Source organism: Kitasatospora purpeofusca, assembly GCF_036010405.1.
GTDB classification, from domain to species: domain Bacteria; phylum Actinomycetota; class Actinomycetes; order Streptomycetales; family Streptomycetaceae; genus Kitasatospora; species Kitasatospora purpeofusca.
In genome coordinates this window covers 3,419,782-3,434,848 of record NZ_CP108561.1, presented here as the reverse complement: position 1 = coordinate 3,434,848, position 15,067 = coordinate 3,419,782, and the positions used below count along the sequence as shown (strand labels likewise).

17 protein-coding genes are annotated in these 15,067 nt (G+C 74.9%); 8 read left to right on the top strand and 9 right to left on the bottom strand.

Going from position 1 to position 15,067, the window contains the following annotated elements; genetic code table 11:
* Positions 1–816, bottom strand: coding sequence for an inositol monophosphatase family protein (locus OG715_RS14930; protein WP_266269247.1), 816 nt, complete (start codon positions 814–816; stop codon positions 1–3).
* Between the two features lie 99 nt (positions 817–915).
* On the opposite strand from OG715_RS14930, the gene OG715_RS14925 reads away from it, so the two are divergent.
* Together OG715_RS14925 and OG715_RS14920 are read left to right on the top strand one after the other, a co-directional pair.
* Entirely contained in the window at positions 916–1,935 is a 1,020-nt protein-coding gene (locus tag OG715_RS14925) for an Lrp/AsnC family transcriptional regulator (protein ID WP_266269246.1), read from the top strand.
* Between the two features lie 157 nt (positions 1,936–2,092).
* Complete coding sequence (locus tag OG715_RS14920; RefSeq protein ID WP_266269245.1) at positions 2,093–2,512, top strand: hypothetical protein; 420 nt, start codon at positions 2,093–2,095, stop codon at positions 2,510–2,512.
* A 38-nt stretch (positions 2,513–2,550) separates the two neighbouring features.
* Here the strand turns inward: OG715_RS14920 and OG715_RS14915 are convergent, their stop codons facing one another.
* The 3 genes from OG715_RS14915 to OG715_RS14905 all read right to left on the bottom strand — a co-directional run bounded on the left by OG715_RS14915 (position 2,551) and on the right by OG715_RS14905 (position 4,828).
* A complete protein-coding gene (locus OG715_RS14915; RefSeq protein WP_407660980.1) occupies positions 2,551–3,381 on the bottom strand; it encodes a helix-turn-helix domain-containing protein in 831 nt (276 codons plus the stop codon).
* A gap of 32 nt (positions 3,382–3,413) precedes the next feature.
* The gene (locus OG715_RS14910; RefSeq protein WP_266269244.1) at positions 3,414–3,896 is read right to left on the bottom strand and encodes a DUF2269 family protein; all 483 of its coding nucleotides are present in this window, start codon (positions 3,894–3,896) and stop codon (positions 3,414–3,416) included.
* Between the two features lie 176 nt (positions 3,897–4,072).
* Entirely contained in the window at positions 4,073–4,828 is a 756-nt protein-coding gene (locus OG715_RS14905) for a 4'-phosphopantetheinyl transferase family protein (protein ID WP_266269242.1), read from the bottom strand.
* Positions 4,829–5,058: 230 nt separating this feature from the next.
* Here OG715_RS14905 and OG715_RS14900 point away from each other — a divergent pair, with 230 nt between their 5' ends.
* Positions 5,059–6,582: a choice-of-anchor A family protein gene (locus OG715_RS14900; protein WP_266269241.1), complete on the top strand. Its 1,524-nt coding sequence runs from the start codon at positions 5,059–5,061 to the stop codon at positions 6,580–6,582.
* Positions 6,583–6,658: 76 nt separating this feature from the next.
* On the opposite strand, the gene OG715_RS14895 is transcribed toward OG715_RS14900, so the two are convergent.
* A complete protein-coding gene (locus OG715_RS14895; RefSeq protein ID WP_266269239.1) occupies positions 6,659–7,294 on the bottom strand; it encodes a TetR/AcrR family transcriptional regulator in 636 nt (211 codons plus the stop codon).
* A 63-nt stretch (positions 7,295–7,357) separates the two neighbouring features.
* On the opposite strand from OG715_RS14895, the gene OG715_RS14890 reads away from it, so the two are divergent.
* A complete protein-coding gene (locus OG715_RS14890) occupies positions 7,358–8,311 on the top strand; it encodes a hypothetical protein (RefSeq protein WP_266269238.1) in 954 nt (317 codons plus the stop codon).
* A gap of 87 nt (positions 8,312–8,398) precedes the next feature.
* Here OG715_RS14890 and OG715_RS14885 read toward each other — a convergent pair whose 3' ends face one another.
* From OG715_RS14885 to OG715_RS14875, 3 genes are all read right to left on the bottom strand, one after another.
* Complete coding sequence (locus OG715_RS14885) at positions 8,399–8,911, bottom strand: F0F1 ATP synthase subunit B family protein (protein ID WP_266269237.1); 513 nt, start codon at positions 8,909–8,911, stop codon at positions 8,399–8,401.
* Between the two features lie 162 nt (positions 8,912–9,073).
* Entirely contained in the window at positions 9,074–10,300 is a 1,227-nt protein-coding gene (gene kynU / locus OG715_RS14880; RefSeq protein WP_266269236.1) for a kynureninase, read from the bottom strand.
* A 124-nt stretch (positions 10,301–10,424) separates the two neighbouring features.
* Positions 10,425–11,255 (bottom strand): tryptophan 2,3-dioxygenase, encoded by an 831-nt coding sequence (locus OG715_RS14875; RefSeq protein WP_266269235.1) that lies wholly within the window; start codon positions 11,253–11,255, stop codon positions 10,425–10,427.
* A gap of 247 nt (positions 11,256–11,502) precedes the next feature.
* Here OG715_RS14875 and OG715_RS14870 point away from each other — a divergent pair, with 247 nt between their 5' ends.
* Positions 11,503–11,937 carry an Lrp/AsnC family transcriptional regulator gene (locus OG715_RS14870; RefSeq protein ID WP_030391649.1) on the top strand — a complete coding sequence of 145 codons (435 nt, stop codon included), beginning with the start codon at positions 11,503–11,505 and terminating at the stop codon, positions 11,935–11,937.
* Positions 11,938–12,006: 69 nt separating this feature from the next.
* Positions 12,007–12,549: an NADPH-dependent FMN reductase gene (locus tag OG715_RS14865; RefSeq protein ID WP_266269234.1), complete on the top strand. Its 543-nt coding sequence runs from the start codon at positions 12,007–12,009 to the stop codon at positions 12,547–12,549.
* A gap of 41 nt (positions 12,550–12,590) precedes the next feature.
* Here the strand turns inward: OG715_RS14865 and OG715_RS14860 are convergent, their stop codons facing one another.
* Positions 12,591–13,226: a MarC family protein gene (locus OG715_RS14860; protein WP_266269233.1), complete on the bottom strand. Its 636-nt coding sequence runs from the start codon at positions 13,224–13,226 to the stop codon at positions 12,591–12,593.
* Between the two features lie 181 nt (positions 13,227–13,407).
* On the opposite strand from OG715_RS14860, the gene OG715_RS14855 reads away from it, so the two are divergent.
* Together OG715_RS14855 and OG715_RS14850 are read left to right on the top strand one after the other, a co-directional pair.
* Positions 13,408–13,968, top strand: a complete 561-nt coding sequence (locus OG715_RS14855; protein ID WP_053651565.1) for a DoxX family protein — start codon at positions 13,408–13,410, stop codon at positions 13,966–13,968.
* A gap of 193 nt (positions 13,969–14,161) precedes the next feature.
* Positions 14,162–14,848 carry a hypothetical protein gene (locus OG715_RS14850; RefSeq protein ID WP_266269232.1) on the top strand — a complete coding sequence of 229 codons (687 nt, stop codon included), beginning with the start codon at positions 14,162–14,164 and terminating at the stop codon, positions 14,846–14,848.
* Positions 14,849–15,067: the final 219 nt, after the last annotated feature.

Below are 15,067 nucleotides of genomic sequence, written 5' to 3'. Positions count from 1 at the left end.
TCAGCCAAGACCGTTCAGCAGTGGGAGCACCTGGCCGTGGAGGCCCGGCGCGGCGGCCAGGAGGGCGTCCGCGGCGGGCGTCCACGCGGCCCCCGCGGCGTCCGTGACCGCCGCGCCCGCCTCCGCCGCGACCAGCGCGCCCGGCAGCAGATTGGCCGCGTCCGCGCCGAACTCCCAGAACAGGCCCAGGTGTCCGGAGCCGACCTGGGCCACCTGGAGCGAGGTCGGCCCCAGATTGCGGACGGCCAGCACCGATCCCGCCACCGCCGACAGCGAGGCGCCCGCCCGGCGCAGCGCCACCGGGTCGGCGGCCACCCCCGGCGGCTGGCTGGTCCCGGCCACCGCCGCCGCCAACTCCCGCTCCACGGCGGCGATCGGCAGCCCGTCCAGCTCCGCCCCGCCGCCGCGCACCGCCCGGTAGGTGCGGGCGCCGAGCTGCGGCGCGTGCACCACGGCCAGCACCGCCGCGCCGTCGCGCACCAGGGTCGCGGTCACCGCCCACTGCGGCAGTCCGAGCAGGAACTGCACCGCGCCGTCCATGGCGTCGCACAGCCACCACTCGCCCCCGGCCGGTACCGCGCCGTCGAACTCGTCCTCCAGCAGGCCCGCCTCCGGGCGCAACGCGCCCAGCCGCGAACGGAGTTCGGCGGCCGCAGGGTCGTCGAAGGCGGCGAACCGCGCCATCGCCCCGGCCAGGCCGAACTCCTGGCAGGGTTCGGCCGGCCGCCGTTCGGCCAGCCGCGCGCCGACCTCCCGGACCGCCGCCTCCACGGCCGGCAGCAGCGTCCGCAGTTCCCGCACCTCGATGTCGCCCATGGTCCCTCTCCCGTTCCTCGTGGTCGTGCGGTCAAGGAGTACCGTCGGAGCGCCCGGACAGGACGTCCGGTGCGGGACGGACGACGGAGATCGGACACCATGGACGTCGCTGCTGCTGATCCGGACACCGTGCTGGACACCCTGGACCGCCGGCTGGTCTGCGCGCTCCAGGTGAACGGCCGGGCCGGGGCCGGGAGGATCGCCGAGGTGCTCGGTGTCTCCCCGCGCACCGTCACCCGCCGGCTCGTCCGGCTCCAGCAGACCGGCCTGGTCCGGGTGGTCCGGATGCCCGACGTCGAGGACGCGGCGGTCGGCGCGCTGCTGCTGCGGATCCGGGTGCTGCGGGGCAAGGGCGAGGCCGTCGCCCGGGCGCTGGCCGAGCGGCCCGACGTGCCCTTCGTCGACGTCATGCTCGGCGGCCAGGAGGTCGGCGCGGTGATGCTCACCGGGGCCGGCGCCCGCGACCGGCTGCTGAACGGGCAACTGCCCGCCACCGCCGCGGTCACCGAGACCACCGTCCACGCCGTGCTGCACGCCTTCGCGGACGCCGGCCAGTGGCGCTCCGGCCACCTGGAGGAGGCGGAGGCGGCCGCGCTCGCCGAACCCCCGGCCGCCCGCCCGGCCCCCGGGAGTGTGTCGCTGGACGCACTGGACCGCGACCTGCTGGCCCGGCTCGGCGAGGACGCCCGGCAGTCGCACGCGATGCTGGCGGCGGCGGCCGGCACCCCCGAGTCCACCGTCCGGCGCCGGCTGCACCGGCTGGACGGGGCGGGGCTGCTGCGCACCCATGTCACCGTCGACCCGCGGCTGTTGGGGCTCGCGGTGGACGCCAACCTGTGGCTGGACGTGCCGCCGGGCCGGCTCGCGGCCGTCGGCGCCGCGCTGGGCCGCCACCCGCAGGTGCACGGTGTGTTCGCGACCAGCGGGCCGGCCAATCTGATGGCCGCGGTGTTCTGCCCGGACCACGGCGGCCTCTACCGGTTCGTCACGGACACCCTGGGCCCGCTCGGCGTGGGCCGCGCCGAGACGGTGATCGTGGCGCGGGCGGTCAAGCGCGCGGGCGTGCCGCTGCGGCCGCCGGGCGCCGAGGCGCTCCGGCCGCGCGTCGGCCGGCCCTGACCTGACCTGACCTGGCCGGGTGCGGGGCACGGCCGACAGGGGCGGGCGGATGACCCCGGAGGTAATCGACGGCCGTCCGCCCGCCCGGCACAGTGGTGCCCACCCGGCGGCGGAGCGCCGACCGGGATCCCACCCCACCGCCGGAGGCCGATCCGCCATGTCCGCCCACACCGTCGCCACCGCCCGTCGGACCGCCCCCGCCTCCTGGACGGCGCTGCGCCGCTTCCTCGCCCTCGACGCCGTGGTCAGCGGCGGCAACGGCCTCGCCTACCTGGCCTTCTCCGGACCGCTCGGCGACCTGTTGGGGGTCGGCCGCTCCACCCTGCTCGAACTCGGCGCCGTGCTGGCGGTGTTCGGACTGGCGGTCGGCCTGCTGGCCACCCGTCCGCAGCCGCCGCGGACCGCGGTGCGGGCGGTGATCGACATCAACCTGGTCTGGACGGCGCTCAGCGTGGTGGCGATGGAGCTGTGGTTCGAGCCGACCACCGCCGGTTACGTCTGGATCCCGTTGCAGGCCGCCACGGTGGCCGGCTTCGCCGTGCTCCAGTTCACCACCCTCCGCCGGATCCCGGGCTGACCGTCGGCCCGCCCGACCGCCATACCGCCGGAACGGTCCTACCGCTCCGCCCCCACGGCGGCCAGGAGGAACGCGGCCGTCTCCGTGTCGGCCGGGAGGAAGGCCTCCAGGGCGAGTTCGGAGACGGTCACGTCCATCGGCGTGTTGAAGGTCGCGATGGTCGACAGGAACGACAGCACCCGCCCCTCGTGCGCGATCCGCAGCGGGAGCGCGAACGGGAACAGCTCGGTGTGGTCCTCCTCGGCCGCCTCCACCACGCCCGGCGGCTCCGGGTAGGCCCGCACCTCCTCCAGCAGCAGCCGCAGCGGCGCCGAGCGGACCAGTCCGAGCTGCTGCTCCATCCGCTCCAGCAGGTGCCGCCGCCACTGCCGCAGGTTCACGATCCGCGGCGCGAGACCCTCCGGGTGCAGGGTGATCCGGACGGCGTTCAGCGGCGGCTCCAGCAGGTGCGGCGCGACCCCCGCCAGCAGCAGTCCGAGCGCGCGGTTGGCCGCGAGCACCCGGAAGGACCCGTCGACGACCAGCGCCGGGTACGGGTCGTGGGCGGCGAGCAGTCGTTCCATGCCGGAGCGCAGCGCCGCCATCGAGGGGTCGTCCAGCCGCTTCTCCGGGTAGAGCGGCGCGTAGCCGGCGGCCAGCAGCAGCGCGTTGCGCTCCCGCACCGGGACGTCGAGGTGTTCGGCGAGCCGGAGCACGAGGTCCTGGCTGGGCCGGGAGCGGCCGTTCTCGACGAAGCTGATGTGCCGGGCCGAGGAGTCGGCCAGCAGGGCGAGCTGCAGTTGGCTGAGCCGCCGCCGTTCGCGCCAGCCGCGCAGCAGTGGCCCTATGCCCGCCCCGGTGCCGGGCCCCATCCCCGCCATGATCGTCATGGCCGGACAGTACTACCCCGGCGCGGGCGAGGTCAGACGCCGGTGGTCGATCCCGGCCGGACGATCATCAGCACCACCACGACCGCCCAGAGCAGGTTGAACACGCCCGCCGTCATCGGCAGCAGCTTCAGCCCGCGGACGGCCCTGCCGTGCTCCTCCGCGTCGGGCTCCAGGGCGAGGGCGTCGACCGCGGCCTGCTGCGCGGGCAGCACGAACAGCAGCAGGGCGAGGGCGGCGACGGCGGTCAGCACCATCGAGGCGATCAGCCAGGACTGCCCGAGCACGTCCATCACCTGGGCGACCCCGACGCCGAGGACCGGCACCGCGATCCCGAGCAGCGCGTAGACCTGGGTGATCCGGTGCAGCTGCCGCAGCATGCCGGCGTCGGCCGCCCGCTCGGGCCCGCCGGCCAGCGCGGCGGCCGCCCGGCGCGGGAACATGCTGACGGCCACGGCCACCGGGCCGATGAACAGCACCGAGGCGAGGACGTGCAGGCTCAGCAGGAATTTGGCCATGGCGGGCACCCTTGTGATTCAGCGGGGCGGCCCGGCGGCGGTCGTGGCGCGGGCAGCCGGGGCGGACGGTTCTCATCGCCCCGTCCAGGACGCTAACACCGCTTATCCGACCGCCTTCCACCCAGGTGGGAGCAGCCGCCCAGGTGGGAGCAGCTGCGACCGCGGGCCGGCCCGGGTCAGAGCGCGGACAGCTCCACCACCCGCGGCGGCAGCCCGCAGACCGCCGCGACGGCGGCGCCGTGCGGCTCGTCGGCCCAGTCGAGCAGTTCCAGGTCCTCGAAGCGCCCGAGCAGCGGACCGCCGCCGGGCAGGTCCAGCGGGAGCCCGGAGAGGTCGACGGCGGCGAGGCCGTCCAGGGTGGTCCGGCCGACCTTGATCAGCGCCTCCTTGCGGACCCAGAGCCGCAGGAAGGCGCGCGCCGGGTCGGCGTGCGCCCGGACCTGCCGCAGCTCCCCCTCGGTGAGCACCCGGGGGGCGACGTCGAGCAGGGTGCCGCCCCGGTCGACGAGTTCGACGTCGACGCCGATCGGCCGGTGCCCGGCGGCGGCGGCGACCACGCCCTTGGTGTGCGAGAGGCTGACCGAGATCCCGGGGTGGTCGGGCAGGTAGGGCTTGCCGTGGTCGCTCTTGCCGCAGTCGGGGCAGTGCTGGGCGAGCGTCAGCGAGGCCGCCGGGACGCCGAGCAGCCGGGCCGCGCAGAGCCGCACCAGGATGTGCCCGGCGGTGAAGTCGACCCGCCCCGACTCGTACCGGAAGCGGGCGGCGCGCTCCTTCTCGACCGCCGTGAGCAGGTGCTCCCCGGCCTCGGGGTGGCGCAGCACGTCGGCGCTCGCGGCGACGGTGGCGATCGCGTCGGCGGCACCGGTCGCGTCGGTCGCGCGGGCTGCGGCGGTCGCGTCGGCCGCGTCGGAGGTCTTGCCGGCGGAAGTCATGCCTCCAACCTAGCGGGGGCCGCGCGCGGCCCGGAAGGACACGGTCGGCTCGTCCGACCGGAGCATTTTCGGATCGCTGCTGATGGTCTGTAAGGTACGGATAGTCCGATTTGGTAGGTATTTTCCGATATCCCGGGATTCTCCACCGACGGGACGGGGCGTTCGGGAATCGACTGGAACCCGGCAGGTGCTGTTCCACCTGCCTTTTCTCTGTGCGGAGGAATGTGCCGATGGGTCAGGGTCAGGGAACCGGTGTGCCGGGCCGCAGCAGGACCACCGTGGAGCGTCCGCCGTCCCCCAGGAGGCGGACGGCCGTCCGGGCCGCGGTGGCGACCGCCGTCGCGATGCTGCCGCTGGCGGCGGTGCTGACGGTGGGTTCGGCCGCACCGCTGACCCCGCCGCTGGGGCCGTGCAGCGGGCCGGACTGCCCCGCGGTCTGGCCGTCGCCGCCGAACAACGGTGACTTCGCCGGCCGGGACGCCTCCATCACCGTCTTCACCGGCGGCAACTACCTGGTCGCCGGACGGGCGGCCGAGGCCGAGGGCAGGATCGTCACCCTCGGCAACTTCGAAATCAACAAGAGCGAGGGCGGCGGTGCCTTCAACGCGGGTGTGGTCGGTGTCGGTTCGCGGGTGGTCCCGCCGAACGGCAGCGACTTCCTGACCGTCGGCGGCAATGTCACCGTCCAGCCCGGCAACAGCCTGCTGATCGGCGGCAGCGACTCCAAGGGCGAGGCCTTCGGCAACCTGCGCTACGCGGGCACGCTCACCGGCACGGTCTCCATCGACCCGACCGGCCAGGCGATCAAGGATCCCGACGCGGCCGCGCCGTACCAGTCGGTGCTCACGCAGATCGAGGAGGTCTCGGCCTGTGTGGCCAAGGCCGCCGCCACCGGCACCGTCGTCGTCACCAGCAGCGAGGCGACCTTCACCGGCGACGGGACCAGCGCGAAGCAGGTCTTCAACGTCCCCGGGAACCTCGCCGCGCCGAACGGCGGGCAGATCGGCCTGGTGTTCGACAACATCCCGGCTGGCGCCACCGTCGTGGTCAACATGCTGTCGGACAGCCCGATCATCAACACCTACACCGGCACCGGCCTGGCGGGCGACCCGACCACCGAGCTGCGCTCCCGGCTGATGTGGAACTTCCCCACCTCCACCGCCGCGCAGATCCTCGGCAGCGCCCAGTTCCAGGGCTCGGTGATGGCCGGCAACCCGGCCGGCACCACGACCATCAGCATGCCGGGCATGAACGGCCGGGTGTACCTGGCCGGCAACCTGGTCCAGACCGGCAACGGCGGCTACGAGATCCACAGCTACCCGTTCGACGGTGACCTGCCCGACTGCGAGGTGACGCCGAGCCCCTCGCCCACCTCGCCGTCGCCCTCGCCGACCTCCCCGACGCCGACCCCGACCCCGACCGAGACCACCACCTCGCCGGCGCCGACCTCGCCCAGCCCGACCAGTACCTCGCCGGCGCCGACGTCCCCGACGCCGACGCCGACGCCGACCACCAGTTCCGCCACCCCGACCACCTCGCCCAGCTCCACCAGCGCGGCGCCGACCAGCCACGGCCCGTCCAGCCACGGTCCGACCGGTCACCACCCGGCGCCCAGCCACGGCGGCGGCGGCGGGCAGCTGCCCTCCACCGGCGCGGGCAACGCCCCGGTGGTCCTCGGCCTGGCGGGCGTCGGCCTGCTCGGCCTCGGCGCCCTCGCCGTCCTGGCCGCCCGTCGCCGCGGCCGCCACAGCTGACGCAGTCGCTGCCGTCCGTCACCTGGGCCGCCCGGTCGCTCCGACCGGGCGGCCCAGGCCGTTCCGGCCGCGGGGTTCAGCCCCCGGTCCGGTCCGGCCAGCCGTCGAGGCCCGCCGCCAGCAGGCCGAAGGCCGCCGTCACCGCGGTCACGACCCGCGCCCGGACGGCGTCCACCGGCTCGCCCGCCACCATGCCCCGGCGGACCTCGGCCAGGGCCGCCCGGTGCGCCCCGGCCAGCGCGCCCGCCACCAGCCGCGGCACTGGATCGCCGGGCGCGGTGCCGGCCTCCTCGGCCAGGGCGCCGGCCAAAGCCTCCTCGGCGCGCTCGCCGAGCTCCAGCAGCCGGGCCCGGAGCGCCGGGCTGTCCTCGACCGTCCGCCAGAACGCCGCGGCCCGCGGGTCCAGCCCGTACGTCGGCTCGGCCTCGTCCAGCCCGGCCAGGAGTTCGGCCCGGACGGCGTCCACGGGGGAGGCGCCGGGCGGCCGCTCGCGCACGACCAGGGCCAGCCGGGCGACCACCTCCTCCTGCCGGTCGAAGAAGAGGTCCTCCTTGGTCGGGAAGTAGTTGAAGACCGTGTTGACGGCCACGCCGGCGGCCCGGGCCACCTCGGCCACCGTGACCCGTTCGAACCCGTACTCGGCGAACAGCGCGGTCGCGGTGTCGGTGAGCAGGGTCCGGGTCTGCCGCTTCTTCTCCTCGCGAAGTCCCATACGGGAATCATAGTGCCGCACCAAACTTGCAGTGACACCAATAATTTCGGCTACGGTGGGGCCATGACCTTCACCTTCGGCATCTACCCCGGTGGTCTGCTCGGCGACGAGAGCGGCGTGATCGCCCCCGTCCGCCCGGACGACCCGGCGCGGATCACCGCCGCGCTGCGCGAACTCCAGGGCGCCGCACCGGTCCTGCTGGTCCGCGCCTACCGCTCGTACCCGCCGGGCCCGGCCCTGCCGCCCACTCCGGCCGAGCCGGAGCAGTACCTCGGCGAGGGGCGCCGGCTCGACCTGGTGCTCCAGTACCGGGGCCCCGGCGAGCGGCCGGACGGCTGGACCGACTTCGTCCGGCACGCGGTCCGCGCCGGGGGCGGGCGGATCGGCACCCTGCAGATCTGCGAGGAGCCGAACGTCGACTCGCCGGTGCTCGACGGCTCCGCCCCGGGCGTCCTGCGGGCACTGGTCGACGGGGTGGTCGCGGCCAAGGAGGAGGCGCTCGCCCTCGGCCTGGACCTCGCCGTGGGCTTCAACGCGGCCTTCAGCCCGGATCCGGCCGAGCCGTTCTGGTCCGCGCTCGGCGGGCTCGCCGACGAGCGGTTCCACCGCGCGCTCGACCACGTCGGCCTGGACTTCTTCCCGGACGTCTTCCGCCCGGTACCGGCCGGGCAGCTCGGGGTGGCGGTCACGGCGGTGCTCACCGGCTTCCGGAGGGAGGTCGTGGTCCGGGCCGGGATCGGGGCGGCGGTGCCGATCAGGGTGTGCGAAAACGGCTGGCCGACCGGCCCGGACCGCTCCGAGCGGCGGCAGGCCGAGGTGGTCGAGGAGGTGGTCCGGACGACGGCCGGACTCGCCGGGGAGCTGAACCTCGCCGGGTACGGCCACTTCGGCCTGCGCGACGCGGACAGTGCGGGGCCGGGCCTGTTCCACCGCTTCGGCCTGCTCCGTGACGACTACGCCCCCAAGCCGGCCTTCGCCGTCTACGGGCGGCTGGTCCAGGAGCTGACGGCGCCGTGACGCGGACCGCGCCGTGACGCGGACGGCCCCGTGACGCGAACGGCCCCGCACCCGGAACCCGGGTGCGGGGCCGTTCGCTCCGTCCGCTCAGCGCTCCGCGGCGGGGAGTTCGTCGAAGAAGCGTTCCGCCGTGCGGCGCTCGGCGGCGACGGCGGCCACCGACTCGCCGACCAGCCGGCCGGCCAGCTCGGTGGCCAGCTGTCCGACGTCCTCCCGGAGCGCCGCCTCGGCGAACGCCCGGTCCACGGCGAGCCGCGCGTCGGCCTCGGCGAGCAGCAGGTCGCGCTCGCGCAGGCCCTCCTCGCGGGCCGCCGCGATGGCAGCCGCGCCCTCCTCGGCGGCCTGCTGCCGGATGTGCGCCGCCTCGTGCCGCGCCGCGGCCAGCTCCTGCCGGTACTCGTCCAGCGTTCGCTCGGCCTCGGCCACGATGGCGGCGGCCCGTTCCAGCCTGCCCTCGGTGGCGTCCCGCCGTTCGGCGAACACCCGCTCCGCCCGGGGCAGTACCACGCGGCCGAGCAGCCAGAGGACGAGGAAGAAGCAGGCCAGCCCGACGAGGAGTTCGACGGGCTCCGGCTTGAGCGGTCCGAGTTCCAGATCCATACGACCCTCCCAACGTCTGACGAATCGTCATCGGTGAGGCTTCCCGGGTGGATCGGCGACGAAGCGTCGGCCCGGTGTGGGGGTCGTCACTCCGGGCGCCCCGATCACTCGGCTCACTCCGGCCGCTCGGGTCGCCCCGGCCGCTCGGACCGCCCCGGTCGCTCAGGTCACCTCGCCGCGGCGGGCGAAGCGCTCGTCCTTCCACTCGCCGCTGCCCAGCACCTCGGCGAGGTGCCGCGCGGCGTCCCACACCTCGGTGTGCGAGAGGTAGAGCGGGGTGAAGCCGAAGCGCATGAGGTCCGGCGCCCGGAAGTCCCCGATCACGCCGCGGGCGATCAGCGCCTGCACCACCGGGTAGCCGTCGGCGTGCCGCAGCGCCACCTGGCTGCCGCGCCGCTCGTGCTCGCGCGGGGTGACCACCTCGATCCCTTCGAGGTCCTCCACCAGGGAGATGAACAGATCGGTCAGCGCCAGGCTCTTCGCCCGGACGGCGGCCCGGTCGGCCCGCTCCCAGATGTCCAGCGAGGACTCCAGCGCGGCCTGGCCCAGCAGCGAGGGCGAGCTGGTGAGGAAGCGGCCGATGCCGTCCTTGGGCTCGTAGCCGGGCTCGAAGGCGAACGGGCGGGCGTGCCCGAACCAGCCGCTCAGCGGCTGCAGCGGCCCGGCCGCCAGGTGCCGCTCGGCGACGTACAGGAAGGCCGGCGAACCGGGGCCGCCGTTCAGGTACTTGTAGGTGCAGCCGACCGCGAAGTCCGCGCCGCTCGCGCCGAGTTCGACCGGCAGCGCGCCCACCGAGTGGCAGACGTCCCAGATCATCAGCGCCCCGGCGGCCCGCACCCGGGCGGTGATCCCGGGCATGTCGAGGAGTTCACCGGTCCGGTAGTCGACGTGCGAGAGCACGACCGCGGCGACGTCCCCGTCCAGATGCGAGTCCAGCTCCGCCGGGTCGACCAGCAGGCTGCGGGCGCCGGGGACCAGCCCGGTCACGCCCTCGGCGATGTAGAGGTCCGTCGGGAACGCCGCCCCGTCGCCGAGCACGGTGGAGCGGCCCGGCCGCAGCCGCAGCGCCGCCGTCAGCACCTTGAAGAGGTTCACCGAAGTGGTGTCGCAGACCACCAGCTCCTCCGGCGAGGCGCCGACCAGCGGGGCGATCCGCCGGCCCAGCCGGTACGGCTGCTCGAACCAGCCCGCGTCGTTCCAGCTGCGGATCAGCTCGCGGCCCCACTCCTCCTCGACCACCGCCCGCACCCGCTCGGGCGTGCGGACCGGCAGCGCGCCGAGCGAGTTGCCGTCCAGGTAGATCACCCCCGGCGGCAGGGAGAACTCCCCGCGGAACGCCGCCAGCGGGTCGGCGGCGTCCAGCGCCGCGCACTCCTCGCGCGTGATCATGACCTGCCCTTTCCCGTTCCTCGTTCGTGTCCGCGGCTCCGTGCCCGCGGCGCGGTGGTCGGCGCCGGTCCGGGCCCGGGGCCCGTCCGGTGCCGGCCACGGGTTCCTGCCCGGCCGGGGCCGGTCACATCCCGTCCCGGATCTCCCACAGCTCGGGGAAGACGTCCTGCTCGGCGGAGCGGCGCAGCCAGCTCAGGCCGCTGGAGCCGCCGGAGCCGGGCTTGGCGCCCATGGCCCGCTTGACCGCCATCAGGTGGCGGTGGCGCCAGCGGGTCACCCGCTCGGCGACGTCCAGCAGCGCCTCGGCCAGCGGCCGCAGCCCGGCGTGCCCGTCCTCGGTGTAGACCCGCCGCCAGGCCGAGGCGACGGCCTCGTCGCTCTGGTGGCGCCGCTCGGAGACGGTGTCCGGCACCTTCAGGCCGTGCCGGCCCAGCAGGGCTATCGCGTCGTCGTACAGGCCGGGGGAGCGCAGAACCTCGGTCAGCTCGGCGAGCGCCGCCGGGCTGTCGTCGTACATCCGCAGCAGCGCGGCGTTCTTGTTGCCGAGCAGGAACTCCAGGTGCACGAAGGCCGAGGACTGGAAGCCCGAGGCCTCGCCGAACACCGACCGGAAGGAGTTGAACTCCTGCGGCGTCATGGTGGCCAGCAGGTCCCAGGACTCCGTCAGCACGTCCTGGACGTGGGTGCCCCGGCGCAGCGCGGCCAGCGCGCCCGGCAGGTCGTCCGCGCGCAGTGCCCGCTGGGCGAGCGTCCACTCGTGCCGCAGCAGGCCGAACAGCAGCTCCATCACCTGGGTGGTGACGATGAACGACAGCTCGGCCGGGGCCTCGCTGAGCGGGTGCTGCAGGCTGTGCAGTTCGTCCAGCCGGGCGTAGCGCGCGTACGGGGTGCCCCGAACCGGCTCCCCGGCCCGGTCGAACGACAGGTTGGGCTTCTCCACCGTGTCGTGCCCCATACCGATCCCTCCAGAAGTCACCGGCGGCGGGACCACCGGACGGGCCCGGGATCCGGTCCCGTCGCCCCGGTCCTCGCCGGGGCCCCATTGTGCGGTGGTCCGGTCCCGCATTTGAATGGGCGGCGGGCACGGCAACCTCTGTCGCGCCTGTCGTACAAGAGGTGTTTTCCTGATCCTCTTCACGATCGCAAAGCGGTGGGATCCGGCCAACCGGAGGACACCCGCACCAGACCCTCGGGAGCCCGCCGTGGACACCGTCGACCGCCGTCTTCTGGCCGAGCTGCAGGCCGATGCCCGCCTCTCCTACAACGAACTCTCGCGCCGGGTGAGCCTCTCCGCACCCGCCGTGGCCGAACGGGTCCGGCGGCTGGAGGCCGATGGGGTGATCGCCGGCTACCACGCCCACGTCGACCTCACCCGGGCCGGGCTGCCGATCACCGCGCTGGTGCAGATCCAGTGCTACGGCCCGCGCTGCGTGCTGCGCGACCCGGAGGTGGCCCGGTGGCCGGAGGTGCTCCAGCTGCACCGGGTGACCGGCGGCGCCTGCTGCGCCCTGCTGGTCGCCGTCCCCGCGATGGCCGATTTCGAGGCCCTGATCGACCGCCTCGGCGCCTACGGCCAGCCGGCCAGCTCGATGATCCTCTCCAGCCCGGTGCCCTGGCGGCCGGTGGTCGTGCCGTGACCGGCGGTCGTGCCGTGACCGGTGGACAACCGGCGCGGACGGGGTGCCGCGACCTATAGGTTCCTGCCCATGCCGAACGACCGTCACATCCTGCTGCTCCCGGGCAGCCTGCGCACCGGGTCCGTCAACGAGACGGTGCTGCGCACCGCCGCCGTCGTGGCGCTGGCCACCGAGGGCGTCGCGACCACCTACTTCACCGGGCTGGCCGGACTGCCGCACTTCAATCCGGACCTCGACACCGATCCGCTGCCGGAGCCGGTCGTCGCGCTGCGCGAGGCGGTGGAGGCCGCCGACGCGCTGCTGATCTGCGCGCCCGAGTACGCCGGGGCCCTGCCGGGCAGCTTCAAGAACCTGCTGGACTGGACGGTCGGCGGGATGGAGATCGTGGACAAGCCGGCCGCCTGGATCAACGCCGCCGGGGCGGGGCGGGGCCTGGGCGCGGAGGAGTCGCTGCGCACGGTGCTCGGGTACACCGGGGCGGCCGTGGTGGAGGCGGCCTGTGTGCGGCTGCCGCTGGCGCGCGGGGACGTCGGCGCGGACGGGCTGGTCGCCGACCCGCTGGTGCGCGACCGGATCGCGGAGGCGCTGGTGCGGCTGGCCGCGGCGGTGTGAGCGGCCGGGCCCGCAGGCCCGGACCTGTGCCGGCGGGCGGCTCAGTGCCCGTCGGGCAGGTGCAGGCCGAGTCCGGCCAGCCCGTTCAGGAACAGCTCGACGCCGACCGCCGCCAGCAGCAGTCCGAGCAGCCGGGAGAGCACCTCCAGCGAGGTGCGGTGGCTGTGCCGCATCAGCGGGGCGAGCAGGGCCACGCAGACGTAGTTGATCAGCACCACGGCGATGTACGCGCCGGCCACGGTGGTGCGCCAGCCCCAGTCGTCCTTGATGAGCGAGGCGACCAGGACCGCGGTGACCGCGAGCGGGCTGGCCAGGTAGGGCAGCAGCAGTTCGCGGATGCCGTCCACCAGTGGGCTCATCAGATGCTCGTCCGCCTCGTCGGTGCCCCAGCCCAGGTGGACCCCGAAGACCAGGGCGACCGCGTAGACGAAGAAGATCAGCCCGCCGGCGAGCTGCAGCGACTGGTCGCTGATGTGGAACAGCGTGGTCACGAAGTCCGCGCTGAAGGCCATGAGCGCGCCGACCAGTGCGGAGATGACGGTGCTCCACGCCGCGAGGCGCCGCAGCTCCCGGGTGGTGCGGGTGGTGGCCAGCCGGGCGAAGGACAGCAGGACCTTGGGCGGGCCGACCACGGCGAAGAAGGCGATGAAGGCGCTGCTCAGGTTGAAGACGAACATGGGCCAAGCATGGCCGCGACGATCACCGCAGCCCGGCCGCCACGCCCCCGGCCGGTTATTCCCGCCCGCGCTGTCATTCGCCCGAACGGCCGCTCCGAGTCGAGTGGTGCCGCCGTTTCCGGTGCCATGGAAGCCGGACCTCCCCACCATTCGGCGGAGGGCTCCCGAAGGGGACTTCGACATGGCTCTGAACCGTAAGGACCTTGGTCTGCTGGCCCTGCGCGGCGCCGTCGGCGGCGTGCTGATCGCCCACGGCACCCAGAAGCTGTTCGGCTGGTTCGGCGGTGGCGGCCTGGACGGCACCGCCAAGGCGATGGAGGCGATGGGCTTCCATCCGGCGCGCCAGAGCGCCCTGGCCGCCGGTCTCGGCGAGGCGGGCGGCGGCGCGATGCTGCTGGTCGGGCTGGCCACCCCGGCGGCCGGCGCGGTGGTGGCCGGCACCATGGCCGGCGCGGTCGCGGTGCACGCCCCGGCCGGCTTCTTCGTGATGTCCGGCGGCTACGAGTACCCGGCCTTCCTGGGCGCGACCGGGCTGGCGCTGGGGCTGGCCGGTCCCGGCCGGTACTCGATCGACCATCTGACCGGGCACGCCTTCGACCAGCCGTGGGTCGGCGCCCTCGCCTTCGTGGCGAGCGCGGCCTCCGCGTACGGCGTGGTGGCCCGCCGCCGGCACGCCGTCCGGCTGGCGGAGGAGCGCGCGGCGGTGGAGGCGGACACCCAGGACGGTGCCGGGCTCTCCTGAGTCCGCCCGCACCCGAAAGACATCCGCACCGCCCCGAACCGCACTCGAACGGCCCCCGAACGGCCCCCGAACGGCGCCGGCCGGCCGGGCTCACCCGAACGCAGCACCCCTGTTGGCGAGCGTCTCCCGGCCCCCGGAACGTGGGCGGGGAGGCGCGCCGGGTCCCCGGCGCCGGCCAGAATCGAGGACCCCGATGGACCGCCAGCCGCTCCGCCGCACCGCGGCTCCGCCCCGCCGGACCGCCGCCACCTCCGCCACTACTGCGACTACCGCCACGACCGCCACCACCTCCCCGAGGCCGACCGCCGGGGACCCGCACGCCCCCGCCGTCCGCCGGCCGGGCCGCGCCGTGGCTGCGGTCGTGGGCGCCGCCCTGCTCGGCGGCGCCGCGCTGGCGGGCTGCTCGTCGAGCACCAGCGCGGGCAGCGCGGTCTCCTCGGCCGCCGGGCAGGTGGGGTCGGGCATCGCGGGAGCGGCCTCCGCCGCCGCCTCGGCCGCGAGTTCGGCGCTCGCCTCGGCGGCCGGCGGGCTCTCCTCCTCGCTGGCCTCCGCGGCCTCCTCCGCCCAGGCCGCGGCCTCCTCGGCGCTCGCCGGGGTCAAGGGCGGCCTGGACGCCAAGGCGGACGTCTCGGCGGGGGCGGTGTCCTTCACGGACGGCAAGGCCCAGACGACGCTGACCGTCACCAACCACGAGTCGCAGGGCAGTGCCCGGTACGTGGTCCAGGTCAACTTCACCGACGACAGCGGCAATGTGCTGGACGCGACGGCGGTGACCGTGCCGGACGTCGAGGCCGGGAAGAGCACCGACGTGAAGGCGGTCAGCAACCGGGACCTCTCGGGCTCGGTGAAGGCCGTGGTCGCCAATGCCGTCCGCTACTGAGCGGACCGGGCCGGCTCCGGGCCGGCCGTCCGACCTCGTCCGCCCCCGTTGACCCGCAGGTCAGCGGGGGCGGACGGGTTCCGGGGGAACCTTAACGGCGGCTCAAGGCTCAACATCACCCCTTGACGGGCTAGTTGGTCTAGTCCATTTTAGTGCCCAGGTGCAGGGAGCCCCTGAGCCGGCGTCAGCGGTTCGCCGCTGGCGCCGGTTCGGCATATC